Origin of the sequence: Klebsiella sp. RHBSTW-00484, from assembly GCF_013705725.1 — a bacterium.
GTDB lineage: Bacteria > Pseudomonadota > Gammaproteobacteria > Enterobacterales > Enterobacteriaceae > Klebsiella.
Map to the genome: position 1 here is coordinate 2,772,625 of NZ_CP055481.1, position 18,318 is coordinate 2,790,942.

20 protein-coding genes are annotated in these 18,318 nt (G+C 53.1%); 6 read left to right on the forward strand and 14 right to left on the reverse strand.

The genetic code is table 11. The features are described 5' to 3' along the window. Positions 1 to 4 precede the first annotated feature (4 nt). A complete protein-coding gene (locus tag HV213_RS13180; protein ID WP_181486008.1) occupies positions 5 to 241 on the reverse strand; it encodes a DUF1656 domain-containing protein in 237 nt (78 codons plus the stop codon). A gap of 170 nt (positions 242 to 411) precedes the next feature. Here HV213_RS13180 and slyA point away from each other — a divergent pair, with 170 nt between their 5' ends. Further along, the gene (gene slyA, locus HV213_RS13185; RefSeq protein WP_110273982.1) at positions 412 to 852 is read left to right on the forward strand and encodes a transcriptional regulator SlyA; all 441 of its coding nucleotides are present in this window, start codon (positions 412 to 414) and stop codon (positions 850 to 852) included. A 45-nt stretch (positions 853 to 897) separates the two neighbouring features. Here the strand turns inward: slyA and HV213_RS13190 are convergent, their stop codons facing one another. Both HV213_RS13190 and slyB read right to left on the reverse strand, forming a co-directional pair. Beyond that, positions 898 to 2,250, reverse strand: coding sequence for a sensor domain-containing diguanylate cyclase (locus tag HV213_RS13190; RefSeq protein WP_181486009.1), 1,353 nt, complete (start codon positions 2,248 to 2,250; stop codon positions 898 to 900). A gap of 232 nt (positions 2,251 to 2,482) precedes the next feature. Next, positions 2,483 to 2,950 carry an outer membrane lipoprotein SlyB gene (gene slyB, locus HV213_RS13195; RefSeq protein ID WP_110273983.1) on the reverse strand — a complete coding sequence of 156 codons (468 nt, stop codon included), beginning with the start codon at positions 2,948 to 2,950 and terminating at the stop codon, positions 2,483 to 2,485. Between the two features lie 268 nt (positions 2,951 to 3,218). Here slyB and anmK point away from each other — a divergent pair, with 268 nt between their 5' ends. From anmK to pdxY, 5 genes are all read left to right on the forward strand, one after another. Then, positions 3,219 to 4,343, forward strand: a complete 1,125-nt coding sequence (gene anmK / locus HV213_RS13200; protein WP_181486010.1) for an anhydro-N-acetylmuramic acid kinase — start codon at positions 3,219 to 3,221, stop codon at positions 4,341 to 4,343. A 92-nt stretch (positions 4,344 to 4,435) separates the two neighbouring features. Beyond that, the gene (mliC, locus tag HV213_RS13205; RefSeq protein ID WP_112214429.1) at positions 4,436 to 4,759 is read left to right on the forward strand and encodes a C-type lysozyme inhibitor; all 324 of its coding nucleotides are present in this window, start codon (positions 4,436 to 4,438) and stop codon (positions 4,757 to 4,759) included. A 57-nt stretch (positions 4,760 to 4,816) separates the two neighbouring features. Then, positions 4,817 to 5,473: a pyridoxamine 5'-phosphate oxidase gene (gene pdxH, locus HV213_RS13210; RefSeq protein WP_181486408.1), complete on the forward strand. Its 657-nt coding sequence runs from the start codon at positions 4,817 to 4,819 to the stop codon at positions 5,471 to 5,473. A gap of 251 nt (positions 5,474 to 5,724) precedes the next feature. Further along, on the forward strand, positions 5,725 to 6,999 hold the full coding sequence (gene tyrS / locus HV213_RS13215; protein WP_112214397.1) for a tyrosine--tRNA ligase: 1,275 nt from the start codon (positions 5,725 to 5,727) through the stop codon (positions 6,997 to 6,999). Between the two features lie 61 nt (positions 7,000 to 7,060). Next, positions 7,061 to 7,921 (forward strand): pyridoxal kinase PdxY, encoded by an 861-nt coding sequence (gene pdxY, locus HV213_RS13220; protein WP_181486011.1) that lies wholly within the window; start codon positions 7,061 to 7,063, stop codon positions 7,919 to 7,921. A 42-nt stretch (positions 7,922 to 7,963) separates the two neighbouring features. Here pdxY and gstA read toward each other — a convergent pair whose 3' ends face one another. The 11 genes from gstA to ydgT form a co-directional block, all read right to left on the reverse strand. Continuing rightward, positions 7,964 to 8,569 carry a glutathione transferase GstA gene (gene gstA, locus HV213_RS13225; protein WP_181486012.1) on the reverse strand — a complete coding sequence of 202 codons (606 nt, stop codon included), beginning with the start codon at positions 8,567 to 8,569 and terminating at the stop codon, positions 7,964 to 7,966. Between the two features lie 108 nt (positions 8,570 to 8,677). Then, positions 8,678 to 10,183, reverse strand: a complete 1,506-nt coding sequence (gene dtpA, locus HV213_RS13230; protein ID WP_181486013.1) for a dipeptide/tripeptide permease DtpA — start codon at positions 10,181 to 10,183, stop codon at positions 8,678 to 8,680. Positions 10,184 to 10,782: 599 nt separating this feature from the next. Then, positions 10,783 to 11,418: an endonuclease III gene (nth, locus tag HV213_RS13235; RefSeq protein WP_181486014.1), complete on the reverse strand. Its 636-nt coding sequence runs from the start codon at positions 11,416 to 11,418 to the stop codon at positions 10,783 to 10,785. Position 11,419: 1 nt separating this feature from the next. Beyond that, entirely contained in the window at positions 11,420 to 12,118 is a 699-nt protein-coding gene (locus tag HV213_RS13240; RefSeq protein WP_181486015.1) for an electron transport complex subunit E, read from the reverse strand. Positions 12,119 to 12,121: 3 nt separating this feature from the next. Beyond that, positions 12,122 to 12,742, reverse strand: coding sequence for an electron transport complex subunit RsxG (gene rsxG / locus HV213_RS13245; RefSeq protein ID WP_181486016.1), 621 nt, complete (start codon positions 12,740 to 12,742; stop codon positions 12,122 to 12,124). A gap of 10 nt (positions 12,743 to 12,752) precedes the next feature. Beyond that, positions 12,753 to 13,805 (reverse strand): electron transport complex subunit RsxD, encoded by a 1,053-nt coding sequence (gene rsxD / locus HV213_RS13250; RefSeq protein WP_181486017.1) that lies wholly within the window; start codon positions 13,803 to 13,805, stop codon positions 12,753 to 12,755. Further along, on the reverse strand, positions 13,806 to 16,121 hold the full coding sequence (rsxC, locus tag HV213_RS13255; RefSeq protein ID WP_181486018.1) for an electron transport complex subunit RsxC: 2,316 nt from the start codon (positions 16,119 to 16,121) through the stop codon (positions 13,806 to 13,808). Continuing rightward, the gene (gene rsxB / locus HV213_RS13260) at positions 16,114 to 16,692 is read right to left on the reverse strand and encodes an electron transport complex subunit RsxB (protein ID WP_110273995.1); all 579 of its coding nucleotides are present in this window, start codon (positions 16,690 to 16,692) and stop codon (positions 16,114 to 16,116) included. Before rsxB ends, rsxC begins: the two co-directional genes overlap by 8 nt. Then, positions 16,692 to 17,273 (reverse strand): electron transport complex subunit RsxA, encoded by a 582-nt coding sequence (rsxA, locus tag HV213_RS13265; protein ID WP_181486019.1) that lies wholly within the window; start codon positions 17,271 to 17,273, stop codon positions 16,692 to 16,694. The genes rsxB and rsxA overlap by 1 nt, the downstream gene beginning before the upstream one ends. Positions 17,274 to 17,350: 77 nt before the next feature. Then, entirely contained in the window at positions 17,351 to 17,791 is a 441-nt protein-coding gene (locus HV213_RS13270; RefSeq protein ID WP_112214389.1) for a DUF2569 domain-containing protein, read from the reverse strand. 205 nt (positions 17,792 to 17,996) lie between these two features. Continuing rightward, positions 17,997 to 18,212, reverse strand: coding sequence for a transcription modulator YdgT (gene ydgT, locus HV213_RS13275; protein ID WP_004134363.1), 216 nt, complete (start codon positions 18,210 to 18,212; stop codon positions 17,997 to 17,999). Positions 18,213 to 18,318 lie beyond the last annotated feature (106 nt).

Here is an 18,318-nt window from a genome sequence, read left to right on the forward strand (position 1 = left end):
AATATCACCAGGCAGTCAGTAAAACCAGCGCCAGACAGACGGAGAGCGCAAACAGGGACAGATCCATTAGCAGAGGGTGCCAAATCTCACCTGCGTACATCCAGTCGCGAAGGTGACGGTGAATCATCAACCAGATAAAGAAGCCCAACAGGACGGCTTTAAAAATAGGGGGGAAGTAGACAGAAGCGCCAAATACCAGGTCCTGGAGCGACAATCCGGCAGTGTTGAGACTCAGTTTCACAAGCAAAAATCCTTGCCGTTGCAGGAGAAATGTTCAGGTTATGCGATTATTCACATTGTAAATCATTGTCTTGATTTTAGTGAATCGGGTAATTCATTTGTTTTGATAATTTAAATGCTGCACACTATTCTAAAATCAGTATAATAACTTAGCAAGCTAATTATAAGGAGATGAAATTGGAATCGCCACTGGGTTCTGATCTGGCACGTTTGGTACGCGTTTGGCGCGCGCTAATCGACCATCGCCTGAAACCTCTGGAGTTAACGCAGACACACTGGGTCACTCTGCATAACATTCATCAGCTGCCGCCTGAACAGTCGCAGATTCAGCTGGCGAAAGCCATTGGTATCGAACAGCCATCGCTGGTCCGCACGCTTGACCAACTGGAGGAGAAAGGCCTTATTTCTCGCCAGACTTGCGCAAACGATCGGCGGGCAAAACGTATCAAGCTTACGGAAAAAGCCGAGCCGCTGATCAACGAAATGGAAGAGGTGATCGGCAAAACGCGTGATGAAATTCTGGCAGGTGTTTCCGCACAAGAAGTGGAAACGTTGCTCAATTTGATTCGTAAACTTGAACACAATATCCTCGATCTCCAGGCAAAAGACTGACCTTGTGAGGCCTTGAGTAGTTCCAAGGCCTCCTTTTTATTCACATTATTCATGCCAAACGACAACGCGATTTCGGCCGTTATTTTTGGCTTCATACATCGCTTCATCTGCGCGCCGAACGCACTCCTCTGCTGAAATGTCAGTGTTCTGCGTGGTGAAAACCCCCATACTGATGGTCATTCTTTCCGGTAGCTCAGCTCGTTCTTCACTGACGGTCAGGCGGATACGTTCAGCAATGGTTAGCGCCTCTTTGGCACTCGTATTCACCAGCAGTAAAGCAAACTCCTCGCCGCCGATACGTGCGGCTGCGTCGTGCTGCCGCACACTGTTTTGCAGGACGCTGGCGGCAAACTGAATCACCTTATCCCCTTGTACGTGCCCGTAGTTGTCGTTAATGCGCTTGAAGTGGTCAAGATCGCTGACGATAACCGATAATGGCTGTGAGGGGGAAACCTTCGGCAGCAGCCCGTTCAGCGTGTCGTAAAAGTAGCTGCGGTTATACAACCTGGTCAGAGGGTCGCGGATGGAGTTTTGGTAAGAGTGAATGTATTTATTGTTTGATTCGCGGTAGAGCATAAAAACGTCACAAAGCAGAACCAGAATCAGAAACAGGGTGCTCAGGGTTTCAAAGACGCGAGCCTGGTTCCAGGAGTGGTCACTACTACTCGCTGAGGAAAGTAGCATCATTAACGTAAAGATATAGGCGCTACAGAAGAACGCACCGCTATACCAGAATATATTACGTAGTTGCGTAATACTAATAAGTAAAAGCAGGGTTAATGACCAGATGATAATTAATATCCAGCCAATTCGGCTATGCCACAGTGGTGTAAAGGTAAAGGTTAAATTATCAATAAAGTCTATATTCAGCCATGGCGAATGGCTGGAGTGAACCCAGGATAGCGTCAGTATTACGCTGATGAAAAAAATGCAACCGATGAGCACTATACCATGAACTTTCCATGAGTGGACCGTTCTATGACGGAAGTAATATAAAATGGTTGAGGTGGTGAATAATACTGCCATCATGACGTTACGAAAAAAATAAAAAATCAGCGCATCGTTTTGATTAACGGCACGCCCCTGACCGCAAAGCAGCCAGTCCGGGTAGCTGCTCAGCGTTCCCAACATCAACAGGGCCGAGCAGCAGAAAGCGAAGGCGATGGGGGCCAGGTACAATCTTTTTTTATCGCAGAGATATTTCATTGCCATAAAACAGGCAATGGTAATATGGAAGCTCATCAATGAAATAGTCAGGACAGGAAACAGCGTGGGCGATGTTGTAGAGATGCGATGAATTAATGAGTTGGCCAGGAAATTAATCGCAGCAATAGAAATAATACAGGCAAGGACATAAAAAAATACACGATGAGATAAACGCTTCAGATGGAAAGGCATAAGCTGTATCCCGCAATAAAGTGCAATGTAAAACGACAAAACGTAAAACGACAAAACGTCGCAAATGGTTAGAACAAAATAACGGGTTGGAGGATTTGATTTATTGAGCGGGCGCAAATAGTAGAAGGAATATAAGGATAAAATTTAAACGTATTTCCTGTGTTTATGTATTTTGGTTAGTAATGCTTTTTTTGTATAAATATGCGGCCCGGGAGGACCGCATAAGCACTTTTTAGCGCGGGGACACCGTCACCTGACTGCCGCTGCCGGCAATCGCTACGCGCTGACCGACCGAGAACGGGGTGCTGCCCTGTTTCTGTACCACCATAATGGTGTTGCCGTCATCTTTGCGAATTTCCAGCTCAACGCCCTGGGTTTTGTTCATCGCACCCTGCACACCCTGGCCTGCAACGCCACCTGCGACCGCGCCTGCCGCCGTTGCCAGCGAACGACCCGTACCGCCACCGATGGTGTTACCCAGGAAGCCGCCCAATACCGCACCGCCGATTGCACCGATTGCATTGCTCTCATCACCGCCCTGAATCTGAACTGCGCGGGTGTGCACGATGGTGCCGTAGGTCACGCTTTGGACCTGTTTGGCTTCAGATGCGGAGTAAACGTCACCGGACAGGCCACTGCTGCTGACACAACCTGCAAGTGTAAAACCAATCATCGAGACAGCCAAAACACGTAAAATCATTTCTGAATCTCCTGTTCACCAAGAAGCGTTCTATTGAACTTCCTTGTAGCCAATTATATGGCATTTAAGCGTCTGCTGGCATAGCAGATGCGTGGACTATACAAAAAATAATAATCAGAGTCGTCTCAACCTAAACTAAACATAAGTTCTTTACGCTAAGGACAATCGCACTGCTTGTATTGTTAAAAAATATTATAGCAGCATAGCATTGCCCCCCCGTTTATGGTGGAGTGTGGATATACGAGAGTCATGGAATGAAGGAAAGCGTATGAAATCAGGTCGCTTTATCGGCGTAATGTCCGGCACCAGTCTTGATGGTGTTGATGTTGTTCTCGCAGCAATTAATGAAAACCTGGTCGCTCAGCAGGCCAGCCTGACGTATCCCATCCCCATTGCTATTAAAGAAGAGATTCTGGCTATCTGTCAGGGACAGCAGTTGACGTTGTCGCAACTGGGTCGGCTTGATACGCGCCTCGGGCGGTTGTTTGCAGATGCGGTTCTGGCGCTGATGCGTCAGGAGAATTTGCAGGCATCGGAAATCATCGCCATTGGCTGCCACGGTCAGACGGTCTGGCATGAGCCTGGCGGTGATGCGCCGCATACTATGCAAATTGGTGATAATAACCAGATTGCCGCGCACACCGGGGTGACGGTGGTAGGGGATTTTCGTCGCCGCGATATGGCGCTCGGCGGGCAGGGCGCGCCTCTGGTTCCGGCATTCCACCATGCGCTGCTGGCTCATCCGGTAGAGCGACGCATGATTCTCAACATTGGCGGCATCGCCAACCTTTCTTTGCTGGTACCGGGACAACCGGTACGCGGCTACGATACAGGCCCTGGCAATATGCTCATGGATGCCTGGATTTGGCGTCAGTGCGGCAAGCCCTATGATAAAGACGCGCAATGGGCCAGCGAGGGTAGAGTTTTGCTGCCGCTGCTGCAGGACATGTTAAGCGATCCGTGGTTTGCGTTGCCCGCACCGAAGAGTACCGGGCGTGAATACTTTAACTACGGCTGGCTGGCGCAGCATTTAGCGCGGTATCCGGGACTGCGTGCTCAAGATGTGCAGACTACGCTGACGGAACTGACCGCCGTGAGCATCAGTGAACAGGTGCTGCTCAGCGGCGGTTGTGAGCGTCTGTTGGTATGCGGTGGCGGAGCGCGTAACCCGCTGTTGATGGCGCGTCTGGCGGCGCTGCTGCCGGGAACCGAAGTGTCGACCACCGATGAGGCGGGGATCAGCGGCGATGATATGGAGGCATTAGCTTTCGCGTGGCTGGCATGGCGCACCCTCGCCGGATTACCGGGAAACCTGCCTTCCGTCACCGGTGCTTCGCAAGCCTCTGTGCTGGGAGCTATTTTTCCGGCAAATCCACCGCAGAATCGGAGTTAACTGAAATCACCCGCCGGTATTTATTTGTAAACTGGATATCGTTGAAGGAGGGCGTAATGCTCTCCTGGACCGGGAAAGTCGAAGGCAAACTGATGAAAAAAATTCTTATCCTTGCTGTACCTTTTATGCTCGCGGGCTGTAGCTACTACAACCAGTTTGTCGAGCGGATGAATACAGACACGCTGGAGTATCAATGTGACCAGAAGCCGTTGACCGTCCATCTGAATAACACCCGCCAGCAGGTCAGCTTTATTTACGATAACCAGCAGCTGAATTTGCCGCAGGGGTTATCAGCATCCGGCGCTCGCTATACCGATGGCGTTTACGTTTTCTGGTCTAAAGGCGATAGCGCAACCGTCTATAAACGCGACAGCGTTGTGCTGGAAAACTGCCAGCTACAGGCCGCCAAACGTTGAGATTTCAGTCCTGGGGGCGCACAATGAAGCCACCCTTTGACTACTTTCTCAATTGCCATGTCTGATAACGACGAATTGCAGCAAATCGCGCATCTGCGCCGTGAGTATATCCGTGGTGGCCTGCGTCGCCACGACCTTCCCGCCGAACCTTTGGCGCTATTTGAACGTTGGTTGCGTCAGGCTTGTGACGCGAAACTTGCCGATCCTACGGCAATGGTTGTCGCGACCGTTGATGAAAACTTGCAGCCTTACCAGCGCATCGTTTTGCTGAAGCATTACGATGAGCGAGGTCTGGTGTTCTACACCAACCTTGGCAGCCGCAAAGCGCACCAGATTGAAAAAAATCCCCGTATCAGCCTGCTTTTTCCATGGCACATGCTGGAGCGCCAGGTGATGGTTATTGGCAAAGCTGAGCGTCTCTCGACGCTGGAAGTAGTGAAGTATTTCCACAGCCGGCCACGCGATAGCCAGATTGGTGCTTGGGTGTCACAGCAATCCAGCCGCATTTCGGCTCGCGGTATCCTCGAGAGCAAATTCCTTGAACTGAAGCAAAAGTTCCAGCAGGGCGAAGTGCCGTTGCCGAGCTTCTGGGGTGGATTCCGCGTCAGCATTGAGCAGATGGAGTTCTGGCAGGGCGGTGAGCATCGCCTGCACGACCGTTTTCTTTACCAACGACAAAACAGCAGCTGGCAAATCGACCGCCTGGCGCCATAAAGGACGCAAAATGTTGTGTTAAGCGCTGGTGCAACGTGGCCCGGCGCTTTATTCTATACGCTTCATTTTTCAAGCCGCATCTTTGTTAGCTGCGCCTGCTCACCCCAGTCACTTACCTGAGTAAGCTCCCGGGGCTTCACATGCTTGCCGCCGCGATGCAGCTTGAACAATTTTGCGTAGATGTTTTTTTTCGCGTCTGGCGAAAAGTCGTGTACCGGCAAAGGTGCAGTCGTTTATAGATGGAGAATTTGATGGCAAGCAGTAACTTGATTAAACAATTGCAAGAGCGGGGGCTGGTAGCCCAGGTGACGGACGAGGAAGCGTTAGCAGAGCGACTGGCGCAAGGCCCGATCGCGCTCTATTGCGGCTTCGACCCAACCGCCGACAGCTTGCACTTGGGGCATCTTGTTCCATTGTTATGCCTGAAACGCTTTCAGCAGGCGGGCCACAAGCCTGTTGCGCTGGTTGGTGGTGCAACGGGTCTGATTGGCGACCCGAGCTTTAAAGCCGCCGAGCGTAAACTGAACACCGCAGACACCGTGCAGGAGTGGGTCGATAAAATCCGCAAACAGGTCGCACCTTTCCTCGACTTTGATTGTGGCGATAACTCTGCCATTGCCGCGAATAACTACGACTGGTTTGGCGGCATGAATGTGCTGACTTTCTTGCGTGATATCGGTAAGCACTTCTCTGTTAATCAGATGATCAACAAAGAAGCAGTCAAGCAGCGTCTGAATCGTGACGATCAGGGTATCTCTTTTACCGAGTTCTCCTACAACCTGTTGCAGGGTTATGACTTTGCCTGCCTGAACGAGTTGCACGGCGTGGCGCTGCAGATCGGCGGTTCCGACCAGTGGGGTAACATTACCTCTGGTATCGACTTGACCCGCCGTCTGCACCAGAACCAGGTATTCGGTCTGACCGTTCCGCTGATCACCAAAGCTGACGGCACTAAATTTGGTAAAACCGAAGGCGGTGCAGTATGGCTGGATCCGAAGAAAACCAGTCCGTACAAGTTCTACCAGTTCTGGATCAACACTGCGGATGCAGACGTTTATCGCTTCCTGAAGTTCTTCACCTTTATGGACATTGCCGAGATCAATGCCCTCGAAGAAGAAGACAAAAATAGCGGTAAAGCACCTCGTGCCCAGTATGTGCTGGCTGAGCTTGTCACGCGTCTGGTTCACGGTGAAGAAGGTCTGGTGGCGGCAAAACGCATCACTGAAAGCCTGTTCAACGGTAATCTGAGCGACCTGAGCGAAGCTGATTTCGAACAGCTGGCGCAGGATGGCGTGCCGATGATCGAAATGGAAAAAGGTGCCGACCTGATGCAGGCGCTGGTGGATTCTGACCTGCAGCCGTCTCGTGGTCAGGCGCGTAAAACCATCGCCTCTAATGCGGTAACCATCAACGGTGAAAAACAGTCTGACCCGGAATATTTCTTCCAGGACAGTGATATTTTGTTTGGTCGCTACACCTTGCTGCGCCGCGGTAAGAAAAATTACTGTCTGGTCTGCTGGAAGTAATTGCGTAAAGGCAGGGGCGTGGGAAACCACGCCCCTTATTTTTTGCTGTCAGGTAATCAAGATGAAGAATATCCTCGCCATCCAGTCTCACGTTGTGTTTGGCCATGCCGGTAATAGCGCCGCTGAATTTCCGATGCGTCGTCTTGGCGTTAACGTCTGGCCGCTTAATACCGTCCAATTCTCCAACCATACTCAGTACGGAAAATGGACCGGATGCGTGATGCCGCCAGCGCACCTAACGGAAATTGTTCAGGGTATCGCCGATATTAACCAACTGCAGCGCTGTGATGCTGTGCTGAGCGGTTATCTGGGGTCTGCCGAACAGGGCGAGCACATTCTCGGTATTGTGCGCCAGGTCAAAGCCGCCAATCCGGCAGCAAAGTATTTTTGCGACCCGGTCATGGGACATCCTGAAAAGGGTTGTATCGTAGCTCCTGGCGTAGCGGAGTTTCACGTGCGTTATGCGCTACCGGCGAGCGATATTATTGCGCCAAATCTGGTTGAACTGGAGATCCTTTGCGGGCATCCAGTGGCTAACGTCAGCGAAGCGGTTGCTGCCACGCGCGAGCTGATTGTTCAGGGGCCGGAAGTGGTGCTGGTCAAGCATCTCTCGCGTGCTGGTTTGAGCATGGATCGTTTTGAAATGCTGCTGGTCACTGCAGATGAAGCCTGGCACATCAGCCGTCCGTTGGTGGATTTTGGCATGCGTCAGCCGGTGGGTGTAGGCGATGTCACCAGCGGTTTGCTGCTGGTTAAACTGCTGCAAGGGGCTAATCTGCGCGATGCGCTGGAGCATGTTACCGCGGCAGTCTATGAAATCATGCTGGCGACAAAAAATATGCAGGAGTATGAGCTTCAGGTGGTGGCGGCGCAGGATCGTATCGCTCAGCCGGAGCATTACTTTAGCGCCACGCAGCTTTAAGCGTGAAGAGCTTGCCCGACGAGCGTCGGGCAAGTATTTGCCTTACTTCAGGCCTTCGGCTTCCAGCGCCGCGGCGACGGCAGGGCGCGCGGCAACATGCTTCATCCAGGCCGAAATGTTGCTATAACCTTCCATATCCAGCTTCACGGCATACGCCCAGCGAAGCACGGTGAACAGATAGCCGTCGGCGATGCTGAAACGGTGCCCGTTAAGCCACTCTTTATCCTGCAGGTACTCATCAACATACTGCATTTTTTTATCTAGCTGCGCGCGGGCGATGGGTTTGAAATCCTCCGGCGTATCCGGGCGGAATAGCGGGGTAAAGCCCTTATGCAGCTCTGTCGCCACGTAGTTTAACCATTCCAGCGTCTGATAACGGGCAATGGAACCCACCGGGGCCAGTAGCTGGCGGTCAGGCACGCGATCCGCGATATATTGCATGATAGCCACGCCTTCAGTCAGCAGCACATCATCATCCAGCAGCAGCGCCGGAACCTGCCCCTTAGGGTTGATCTGCAGATAATCATCCCCGTTTTCGAGGCGTTTTTTCATGACGTCAACGCCCTGCAAGGTGAAATCCAGCCCGCTTTCGCGCAGCGCGATATGCGAAGCAAGAGAACAAGCGCCGGACTTGTAGAACAGTTTCATCGATAACTCCTCGTGGCTACGGTTTTCTGTATGTTAGTCCGCCCAGGGATAAAAAAAAACCGCTAACAGCGCGTTAGCGGTTTAAATTTACTGGTTTTCCCGGAGCGCTTAAGCGGTAGCGGTATCGCTAGCTTTCGCAGTTTTATCGTCATCCAGGGTCATGCGGTTCAGCTTCGGTGCCGTCAGCAGCATCAGGATAGCGATAACGCCGGTTGCTACACCAATATGCAGGAACACGCGACCGTACACTTCCAGTGACATCAGCGGGTCAGTCACGTTTTCTGGTACTGCCATCATATTCGCGACATAGCCGCCGATGAGGTTAGCGCCAGCGGTTGTCAGGAACCAACTACCCATGATGAAGCCCATCAGACGCTGTGGAACCAGCTGTGCAACCATGGCCAGGCCGAGACCGGAAATCATCAGTTCACCAATACTCTGCAGGCCGTAGCTGATAACCAGCCAGCTGACGTTAACGATACCAGCATCGCTGGCGAACTTAGCGCCCAGCGGCAGCACGAGGAACGCGCCAGAGCACAGAACCATACCAATAGCGAACTTCATCGGCATCGGTAAGGTATCGCCCATTTTGTTATAAATAGCGGCCAGAATCGGACTACCGATAATGATCCAGAATGGGTTCAGCGCCTGATACTGTTCAGGCTCGAACGCGATGCCCAGCAGCGAGTGTTCAACGTTACGAATCGCAAAGAAGTTCAGAGAAGTTGGCATCTGGCTATACAGGACGAAGAAGATAATTGCCTGCAGCATCAGAATGAATGCCACCACCATTTTACGCCGCGCGGCGCCCTGCATTGCAAAGGCTTCTTTAGCGAAGATAAAGATGATACCCAGAGCGACGACGCCCAGCGCCATACGTGCAATACCCTGGTTGTGCAGCAGCCAGGTGGCGATCGCTACCAGAACCACTACACCGACGATAGTCGCCAGCAGTTTGCCGACATTTACCGGTTCGAAGTCAGGTTTAGAGCCGTACTGTTTCACCCAACGCTGGCAGAAAGCAAAGTTGATGATGGTGATCACCAGGCCTACGAAGCTCAGCGCAAACGCCACGCTCCAGCCAAATTTTGCCGCCAGCCATGGCGTGGCCAGCATAGAGAAGAAGGAGCCGATATTGACGGACATATAGTACATGGTAAATGCACCGTCCAGACGCGGGTCGTTCTTGTCATAGCAGGTAGAGAGCAGGGAGGACGGGTTGGCTTTAAACAGGCCGTTACCGACGGCGATAGTCGCCATACCCATATAAACGATAGAAGCATCGTGCCCGGACCAGGCGACGAGAGCGTAACCGATAGCCAGAACGATGGCACCGAGCATAATGACGCGTTTAGTGCCCAGTACTTTGTCGCCCAACCAGCCGCCGATAGCCACCAGACCGTATACCAGGGCGCTAAAGGAGGAGAACAGAGTGATAGAGTCCGCTTCTGACATACCCAGCTGTTTTACCAGGTAAACGGCCATGATCCCTTGCAGGCCGTAGAAACCAAAACGCTCCCATAACTCAATAGAGAAGATGAGATAGAACGCGCGTGGTTGTTTGAAAGCGTTCAAACTCACGCCTTCTGTTGGTTTATTGTTTGCAGTAGACACAAATACCTCTTTTTTTACATCCCATATTAACGGGGGGTGTTCGGGGCGCAATCTTAGAAGACCGCCGCCTTTATAGTTATTCTGGAGGGAAAACGGCAGGTAATGTTCACTATCCTGCCCCTTCAGGCAATAGCTTTGCAATAATCTGTTACACATATCCTGTGCGTTATAATACACCGCCTATTCAAATGTTATGCAGAGTTAAATTTCATCGTTTGACCAATGAAAGCGTTTTTATCTGCTGGGATCCGAAATTTATCGCATAATGGCAATATGTTCTGCTGTTAACGCTTGCATCCAGTCATATAGCCCATAATCCTAAAAATTGATGGGGTATTGTGTTGGTATTTAAGGTGAGGGTATTTGAATAAGCAGATTTACGTATTAATACATTAACAGTAAATTAACAAAAACATTGATAAGTGACCTGGATCACAAATGTATAGAAATTTTGACTCTGAAAAAAATGAATAACCTGGCTGGTGGTTATATCGCCGAATAATCAGCCAGTACATAGGCGAAACTATGGCGTTAATGACGGGGAAATAAGTGATTAAACAGGGTCATAACCACAGGTTGGGTTATGGCCCTGAATTTTGTCAAGAATAGACCTTCTCTTTGAACTCGCAAAGGTCTTCGATCAGGCAAGAGCCGCAACGTGGTTTACGGGCGATGCAGGTGTAGCGACCGTGTAGAATAAGCCAGTGGTGACAGTCTACTTTGAATTCGGCGGGAACCACCTTTAACAACTTTTCTTCGACTTGTTCAACGTTCTTGCCGGGGGCAAATTGTGTCCGATTGCAAACGCGGAAGATATGCGTATCAACGGCGATTGTCGGCCAGCCGAAGGCGGTGTTAAGCACCACGTTGGCGGTTTTACGCCCAACACCGGGCAGGGCTTCCAGTGCGGCTCTGTCTTCCGGTACTTCGCCGTTATGCAGCTCAAGCAGTAGCCGACAGGTTTTAATGACGTTTTCCGCTTTGCTGTTAAACAAACCGATTGTTTTGATATACGACTTAACGCCGTCAACGCCCAGCTCCAGCATAGCGGCTGGCGTGTTGGCTACCGGGTAAAGCTTTGCCGTCGCTTTGTTGACGCTGACGTCAGTAGCCTGTGCTGAGAGCAACACGGCGATTAATAATTCGAACGGAGAATTGAAGTTAAGCTCCGTGGTAGGGTGCGGGTCGTTATCCCTGAGCCTGGTGAGGATCTCCAGGCGTTTACTTTTATTCATCCTATACTCTTCCCGTCACATCAGACGGCGCAATAATTTCGGCTTCTACCGCTTTTGCTTTGCGCTGTTTGCTACGTTCATCGATGAGGTATTTTAGCGCCAGCATCATCCCAAGGCCAATAAATGCGCCCGGCGGCAGCATCGCCAGCAGGAAGGGGGTATCAGTATGAAATACTTCGATGCGCAGCACTTTAGCCCAGCTACCCAGCAGGCTATCTGCACCGTCAAATAAGGTACCGTTACCGATAATTTCGCGCATCGAGCCGAGGACAAACATGGCGCATGTTGCCCCCATGCCGATGGAAAACCCATCCAACGCCGACAGCGCTGGGCCTTTTCGGGCGGCAAAGGCTTCCGCACGTCCAACGACGATACAGTTGGTCACGATAAGCGGGATAAAGATCCCCAGCGACTGATACAGGCCAAAGGCGTAGGCGTTGATCAGCATCTGCACGACGCTCACTACCGAGGCAATGATCATCACGTAAATCGGAATACGGATCTCCGCAGGCGTCCAGCGGCGCAGGCTGGAAATCGTCAGGTTGGTCAGCGTGAGCACCAGGGTCGTTGCCAGCCCAAGCCCCAGGGCGTTGGTGGCGGTAGAGGTCACGGCCAGCAGGGGACACATCCCCAGCAGTTGAACCAGTGCCGAGTTGTTTTTCCACAACCCCTGAACAATAACGTCTTTTACTTCGCTCATGGTCTAGTCTCCACAGGCGGTGAATGTGGGAATCTGCGCAGGCAGCGTTTGTGCGTATAAACCCGCACGCTTAACGGCGTTAACCACAGCTCGCGGGGTAATCGTGGCCCCGGTAAACTGATCGAAATCACCGCCGTCTTTTTTCACGGCCCAGTGACTATCGCTTTGCCCGTGAATAACTTTACCGGCAAAGAGGGTGATCCAGTCAGAAATTCTGAGTTCGATTTTATCGCCCAGGCCTGGCGTCTCGTGGTGCTCGGTGACGCGGGTACCCAGCACGCTACCTTTAAAATCGGCGGCGACCAGTAGCTGAATGGCCCCGGAATAGCCGTCTGGCGCAGTGGCTTCCATTACAGTGGCGACTGGTTGATCGTTATTTTGCGCGATCCATACCTTATGCTGACCTTTACCCAACTCTGGCGCGGTAACCAGATAACAGCTTTTCAGCAAATCATTGTTATAAAGATTGGCCGGCATAACCTGGTCGAATAGGGCTTTTTGCTGCAGGGCGGCCTGGTCCTCAATGGTGCTTTTGGTCAGCTCATTAATGGCTGCCGTCAGCCCGGTCGAACCCGCAGCAAAGAGTGCCAGCGTAATGCCGTGTTTGCGCATGCTTTGTAACATGTTCGGGTCCTCAGCGGTGGCCATACGCGCGCGGACGCGTGTAGTAGTCGATCAGTGGAACGGTAATATTCGCCAGCAGGACGGCAAAGGCGACGCCGTCCGGATAGCCGCCGAAGCTGCGAATCAGCCAGACCAGCAGGCCCGCCAGCGCGCCGAAGATCAGGCGTCCGCGGTTGGTGGTGGAGGCGGTCACCGGGTCGGTCAGAATAAAGAATGCGCCGAGCATCGTCGCGCCGGACAGCAGATGGATCTGCGGCGAGGCGAGGCTCTCTGGTGAGAATATCCATCCCAAAGCGGCGCAAACGGCCAGGCTCAGCAGGAAACTGACCGGGATATGCCAGCGAATAGCTTTCTTCCACAACAGGAACAGACCGCCCGCCAGATAAGCCATGTTAACCCACTGCCAGCCGAGACCAGCCAGCGCGCCACCGTAGATAGGGTATTGCAGGATCTCGTTCACCCCATGGCCGGCATGCAGCGACGTTTTGAACGTGTCCAGCGGCGTTGCCTGGCTGATACCGTCGATCCCTATGCGCAGGCTGTTCATATCGCCGCCAGCCGCGGTTTGGCCGGTAAAAATCACCCGCAGCGCATCGCTAAATCCAGGGACGTTAGCCGCAATTTCATGCGGTGGAAGCCAGGAGGTCATCTGCACCGGGAAGGAGATCAGCAGCACCACGTAGCCAATCATCGCCGGGTTAAAAGGGTTATGGCCCAAACCGCCGTACAGTTGTTTGGCAATAATCACTGCGAAAGCGGTACCGAGGACGACCATCCACCACGGGGCAAATGGCGGAATGCTGACGGCCAGCAGCAGGCCAGTCAGTAGCGCCGAGTTATCGGCGAGGATCGCGGGAATATTTTGTTTACGCAGCTTAAGGATGGCGGCTTCCGCTCCCCATGCCGTCAAGGATGCAAGAATAATTTGCAGCACGGTGCCCCAGCCGAAAAACCAGGTCTGAACCACAATGCCGGGAACGGCGGCGAGCAGCACCAGCAGCATAATCCGCGAGGTCTGGCGCTGGTTGTGGGTATAAGGGGAACTTGCGATTCTGAAAACCATTTAATCCTCGTTAACTGCCTGCCGGGATGCTTTCCGGGCCTGAACGCGGGCGATTGCTTCAGCGACGGCCGCTTTACGGGCATCGTCATTGGCTGCCGACGGGGGAACTGCTTGTTGTTCGGCTTTGCGGGCCTTAGCACGGGCGATAGCGGCTTCAACCGCGGCTTTGCGTGGGTCAACAGCTGCGGCTGTTGGCTGCTCTGCGACGACAGGTTCAGCCGGAACCGCCTGCTGTTCAGCTTTGCGGGCTTTGGCACGGGCGATAGCGGCTTCAACCGCGGCTTTGCGTGGGTCAACCGCTGCGGCTGTTGGCTGCTCTGCGACGACAGGTTCAGCCGGAACCGCCTGCTGTTCAGCTTTGCGGGCCTTAGCACGGGCGATAGCGGCTTCAACCGCGGCTTTACGTGGGTCAACGGCTGTGGTTGTTGGTTGCTCAACTGCGGCAGGTTCTGCTGGTGCTGCCTGCTGTTCAGCTTTGCGGGCTTTGGCGCGGGCGATAGCGGCTTCAACCGCAGCTTTGCGTGGGTCAACCGCTGCGGCTGTTGGCTGCTCTGCGACGACAGGCTCAGCCGGAACTGCCTGCTGTTCTGCTTTGCGGGCTTTAGCGCGGGCGATAGCGGCTTCGACGGCGGCTTTACGTGGATCGGCGGCAGCTGGTTGCTCAACGGCGGATTCAACCGCAGCGCTATTCTGTTCAGCTTTTCGGGCGCGCGCCTCGGCCTTGCGAGCTTCGCGAGCGGCGATAGCCTCGCTATTATCCGGTTTGGCACCAGCCAGCACGATAATCGGCTGCGCGGAATCACGTTGTTTTTCACGAACGCGTGCCAGGGCGGCGTTAATGGCATCCTGATCTTGCACCGCCGGTTGTACCGCAGCTTGTTTATGACGCTCCTGACGTGCGGCCTTATCCCGCTCCAGGCGAGTCTGACGCGCTTCAAAGCGCGCTTTCGCTTCTGCGGCGCGCTTCTCTTCCTGAGCAATCGCGTAGATCTCGGCTTTTTCCTGACGGAAATACTGCACCAGTGGGATATTGCTTGGGCAAACCCAGGCGCAGGCACCGCATTCGATACAATCTGCGAGGTTGTGACCGGTTGCTTTGTCGTGCTGCTGACCTTTACTAAACCAGTACAACTGCTGTGGCAGCAGATCGGCAGGACAGGCGTCGGCGCAGGCGCTACAGCGAATGCAGCCTTTTTCCTCTTCTGGCTCGCCCATTTCCGTTGCCGACGGGGCCAGCAGACAGTTGGTGATTTTTACCACCGGTACATCAAGCCACGGCAGGGTGAAGCCCATCAGCGGGCCGCCCATAATCACCATTGGCTCAGCGCTCGGGCAGAAACCGGCGTCTTTAAGCAGATGGCTGACCGGGGTACCCAGTCGCGCCCAGACGTTACCCGGACGCGAAACTGCTTCACCGGTTAGCGTGACCACACGCTCTGTCAACGGCTCGCCGTCGATCACCGCGCGTTTTACCGCATAGGCGGTACCCACGTTTTGCATCAAAACGCCGATATCAGATGAACGTCCGCCGTGGGGAACCTGTTTCCCGGTCAGGATTTGCGTCAGCTGCTTAGCGCCGCCGGACGGATATTTCGTTGGGATCACACGCAGCGCAATACCGTGGGTATCGGCTAATACCGCGCGCAGCATTGAAATTGCCTGCGGTTTATTATCTTCGATGCCGATCAGCACCTGGCTCGGTTGCAGGATATGGGCAAGGATACGAATACCGTCAACGATCTGCGCTGCGCAATCCTGCATCAGGCGATCGTCGGCGGTGATATAGGGTTCACACTCGGCAGCGTTAATGATTAAGGTGTCGATTTTGTCGCCGCCGCCGCGCAGTTTCGTCCCGGTCGGGAAACCGGCGCCGCCCAGTCCGGCCACGCCAAACTGGTGAATGCGCTCAATGAGGTCTTCACGCGATTTATTCTGGTAGTCGTTCCAGCCGTCGCGCTCAATCCAGCGGTCTTCACCGTCGGCATCAATAATGACGCTCATTTCCGCCAGTGCGGACGGATGAGCGGTGGAGTGCGGAGCGATGGCCGTTACGGTGCCGGAGGTCGGCGCGTGAACCGGCAGCATTCTGCCCCAGCCGCGCGTCAACGGCTGGCCGCGCAGGACGCGATCGCCCGGCTGAACGCACAGCTCCCCTTCGGCGCCAATATGCTGTTTCAGCGGAATAACCAAACGCTGCGGCAGTGAAACCTGACGCAGCGGGGTGCCGTTGGACTGGGTTTTCATTTCCGGCGGATGAATACCGCCGTTGAAATCCCAGACTTTGTCTTTTCGAAAAGCGGAAAATAACTTAAACATGTTGTTCCACAGGAATAATGCGTACCGGAATGGTTTGTAGATCCCATTTCCAGGTTTCTGTCGTCGCGGCGACCGGGCGCAGTTCAATACATTGGGTCGGACAAGGCGCGACGCAAAGATTACAGCCGGTACAGAGGTCGCTCATCACCGTATGCATGGCACGGGTGGCACCGACGATGGCATCGACAGGGCAGGCCTGGATGCATTTCGTGCAGCCGATGCAATTTGCTTCATCGATCACCGCCAGCATCCGTACTGGCTCCAGCTCTTGCACATCGCCGTCAGTGGGCTGCGGGTCGACGTTCAACAGCTCGGCAATTTTGAGCATCACCGCTTCGCCGCCGGGGGCGCAGCAGTTGATTTTCTCACCTTGCGTGCCCACTGCTTCCGCATAGGGACGACAGCCGGGGTAGCCACACTGGCCACACTGGCTCTGCGGCAGCAGGGCGTCAATTTTTTCAACGACCGGGTCATCTTCCACCTCAAAGCGGCGGGAGGCGTAGCCCAGAATTAAGCCGAAAATCAGCCCAAGCAGGCTGATGGCGACAACGGCTATCCAGACAGCGTTCATTACAACTTCACCAAACCACTAAAGCCCATAAATGCCAGCGACATTAAACCTGCGGTGACTAACGCAATGGCGTTACCGCGAAACGGCGCGGGGACATCCGCAACCACCAGACGCTCGCGAATGGAGGCGAAAAGGGCCATAACCAACGAAAAGCCAACTGCGGCGGCAAAGCCGTACAGTGCCGACTGCAGGAAGTTATGCCCAAGGTTAATGTTCAGCAGCGCCACGCCGAGCACCGCGCAGTTGGTGGTGATCAGCGGCAAGAAAATACCTAACAGGCGATACAGCGCCGGACTGGTCTTACGCACCACCATCTCGGTAAATTGCACGACAACGGCGATGACCAGGATAAAGGCCAGCGTGCGCAGGTAGACCAGGTTCAGCGGGATGAGGATCCAGGTATCAATTAGCCAGGCGCAAATAGAGGCCAGCGTCATCACAAAGGTGGTGGCGAGCCCCATCCCCATAGCGGCTTCCAGTTTTTTGGAAACCCCCATAAACGGGCACAATCCAAGGAACTTCACCAGCACGAAGTTGTTAACGAGGACAGTACCCACAAAGAGCAGTAAATAATCAGCCATTATTCGACCTGAAATAGAAAAAGCCGTCTATTATCGAATAAATCGATACACGCGACAACAGGTTAACTGTGTGGTTATTACGGATTCACAAAGGTCCGTTTAACCCGCTCAGAACGCCTGAAGTAAGGCGCCAGCAGCGCAGCCGCGAGAAGAGGGAACAGAAGCTGGCGCAGCGCCAGGACGTCCGAAATCGGAGAAAAGGCAAAGGCTTTTATCGCCAACAGGAGCGTTATCAATAGCCAGATAATGTAATGTTTTGGTACACCTTTGCGCCGCTTGAAAAAGGCGATGGTCAGCCAAAGCGTGTAGTACCACATAGCAATCGAGAACGCTAAGGACGCAATCCACAGGGCAAGGTGCTCGGGACTCATATTACTCAGCAATGTATAAGTCTGGGAAGACATCAGGGCATGAGTAAAAAGAAGTAGCGACAATGAGGCGCTAAGTAGAGCAACCAGTAGCCATGCCAACGGCGCCAGAAGCCATCCGCCAATACGTTCCACAGAGTCAGAGGACATTATTACTCCCGAATTCAAAGCCAGTCATACCCGTCATACTTCAAGTTGCTTATGTGTTGGCTACGCTCGCTCACCCCAGTCACATAGTTATCTATGCTCCTGGGGACTTACTCCCTTGCCGCCTTTAAGCTACTCGAATTATTTAAGGTATATAAATAAAAGCAGGGCGGGAAGTATAAGCAACTGGCGTGAATGATTACAGTCTTTATTGCACGTAGCGCCAGACGGACTTAGGGACTTCACCGATGTTGAACAATTTACCGCCGGAAACCAGCTCCGCCCGGCGATGGTCGGCAGCGCGATACATGTTGACGATCTCTTCGTTATCGGTAAGGGAATAGTTAAGGTGGTCAAAAAGTTTTTCCAGACTTTCCAGCGAACTGATTTTACGGAATTTTAATAAGTAGTCCTGAACGGTCATTTGCGTATCCATTTTATAATCGGAATAAATAAGTCGAATATTACCAGCTTTCAGTAAACCTGTTCTCAACCAACAAGCCTTTACTTTCTCAGGCTGTAAGGAATTA

What these genes read in the sequence shown, in the direction of transcription:
- ydgT (WP_004134363.1), bottom strand. Translation starts at nt 18,212, where the DNA reads ATGACCGTTCAGGACTACTTATTAAAATTCCGTAAAATCAGTTCGCTG.
- rsxA (WP_181486019.1), bottom strand. Translation starts at nt 17,273, where the DNA reads ATGGCTGATTATTTACTGCTCTTTGTGGGTACTGTCCTCGTTAACAAC.
- pdxH (WP_181486408.1), top strand. Translation starts at nt 4,817, where the DNA reads ATGTCTGATAACGACGAATTGCAGCAAATCGCGCATCTGCGCCGTGAG.
- rsxD (WP_181486017.1), bottom strand. Translation starts at nt 13,805, where the DNA reads ATGGTTTTCAGAATCGCAAGTTCCCCTTATACCCACAACCAGCGCCAG.
- pdxY (WP_181486011.1), top strand. Translation starts at nt 7,061, where the DNA reads ATGAAGAATATCCTCGCCATCCAGTCTCACGTTGTGTTTGGCCATGCC.
- HV213_RS13270 (WP_112214389.1), bottom strand. Translation starts at nt 17,791, where the DNA reads ATGTCCTCTGACTCTGTGGAACGTATTGGCGGATGGCTTCTGGCGCCG.
- anmK (WP_181486010.1), top strand. Translation starts at nt 3,219, where the DNA reads ATGAAATCAGGTCGCTTTATCGGCGTAATGTCCGGCACCAGTCTTGAT.
- slyB (WP_110273983.1), bottom strand. Translation starts at nt 2,950, where the DNA reads ATGATTTTACGTGTTTTGGCTGTCTCGATGATTGGTTTTACACTTGCA.
- tyrS (WP_112214397.1), top strand. Translation starts at nt 5,725, where the DNA reads ATGGCAAGCAGTAACTTGATTAAACAATTGCAAGAGCGGGGGCTGGTA.
- mliC (WP_112214429.1), top strand. Translation starts at nt 4,436, where the DNA reads ATGAAAAAAATTCTTATCCTTGCTGTACCTTTTATGCTCGCGGGCTGT.
- rsxC (WP_181486018.1), bottom strand. Translation starts at nt 16,121, where the DNA reads ATGTTTAAGTTATTTTCCGCTTTTCGAAAAGACAAAGTCTGGGATTTC.
- slyA (WP_110273982.1), top strand. Translation starts at nt 412, where the DNA reads ATGAAATTGGAATCGCCACTGGGTTCTGATCTGGCACGTTTGGTACGC.
- rsxG (WP_181486016.1), bottom strand. Translation starts at nt 12,742, where the DNA reads ATGTTACAAAGCATGCGCAAACACGGCATTACGCTGGCACTCTTTGCT.
- HV213_RS13190 (WP_181486009.1), bottom strand. Translation starts at nt 2,250, where the DNA reads ATGCCTTTCCATCTGAAGCGTTTATCTCATCGTGTATTTTTTTATGTC.
- nth (WP_181486014.1), bottom strand. Translation starts at nt 11,418, where the DNA reads ATGAATAAAAGTAAACGCCTGGAGATCCTCACCAGGCTCAGGGATAAC.
- HV213_RS13240 (WP_181486015.1), bottom strand. Translation starts at nt 12,118, where the DNA reads ATGAGCGAAGTAAAAGACGTTATTGTTCAGGGGTTGTGGAAAAACAAC.
- rsxB (WP_110273995.1), bottom strand. Translation starts at nt 16,692, where the DNA reads ATGAACGCTGTCTGGATAGCCGTTGTCGCCATCAGCCTGCTTGGGCTG.
- gstA (WP_181486012.1), bottom strand. Translation starts at nt 8,569, where the DNA reads ATGAAACTGTTCTACAAGTCCGGCGCTTGTTCTCTTGCTTCGCATATC.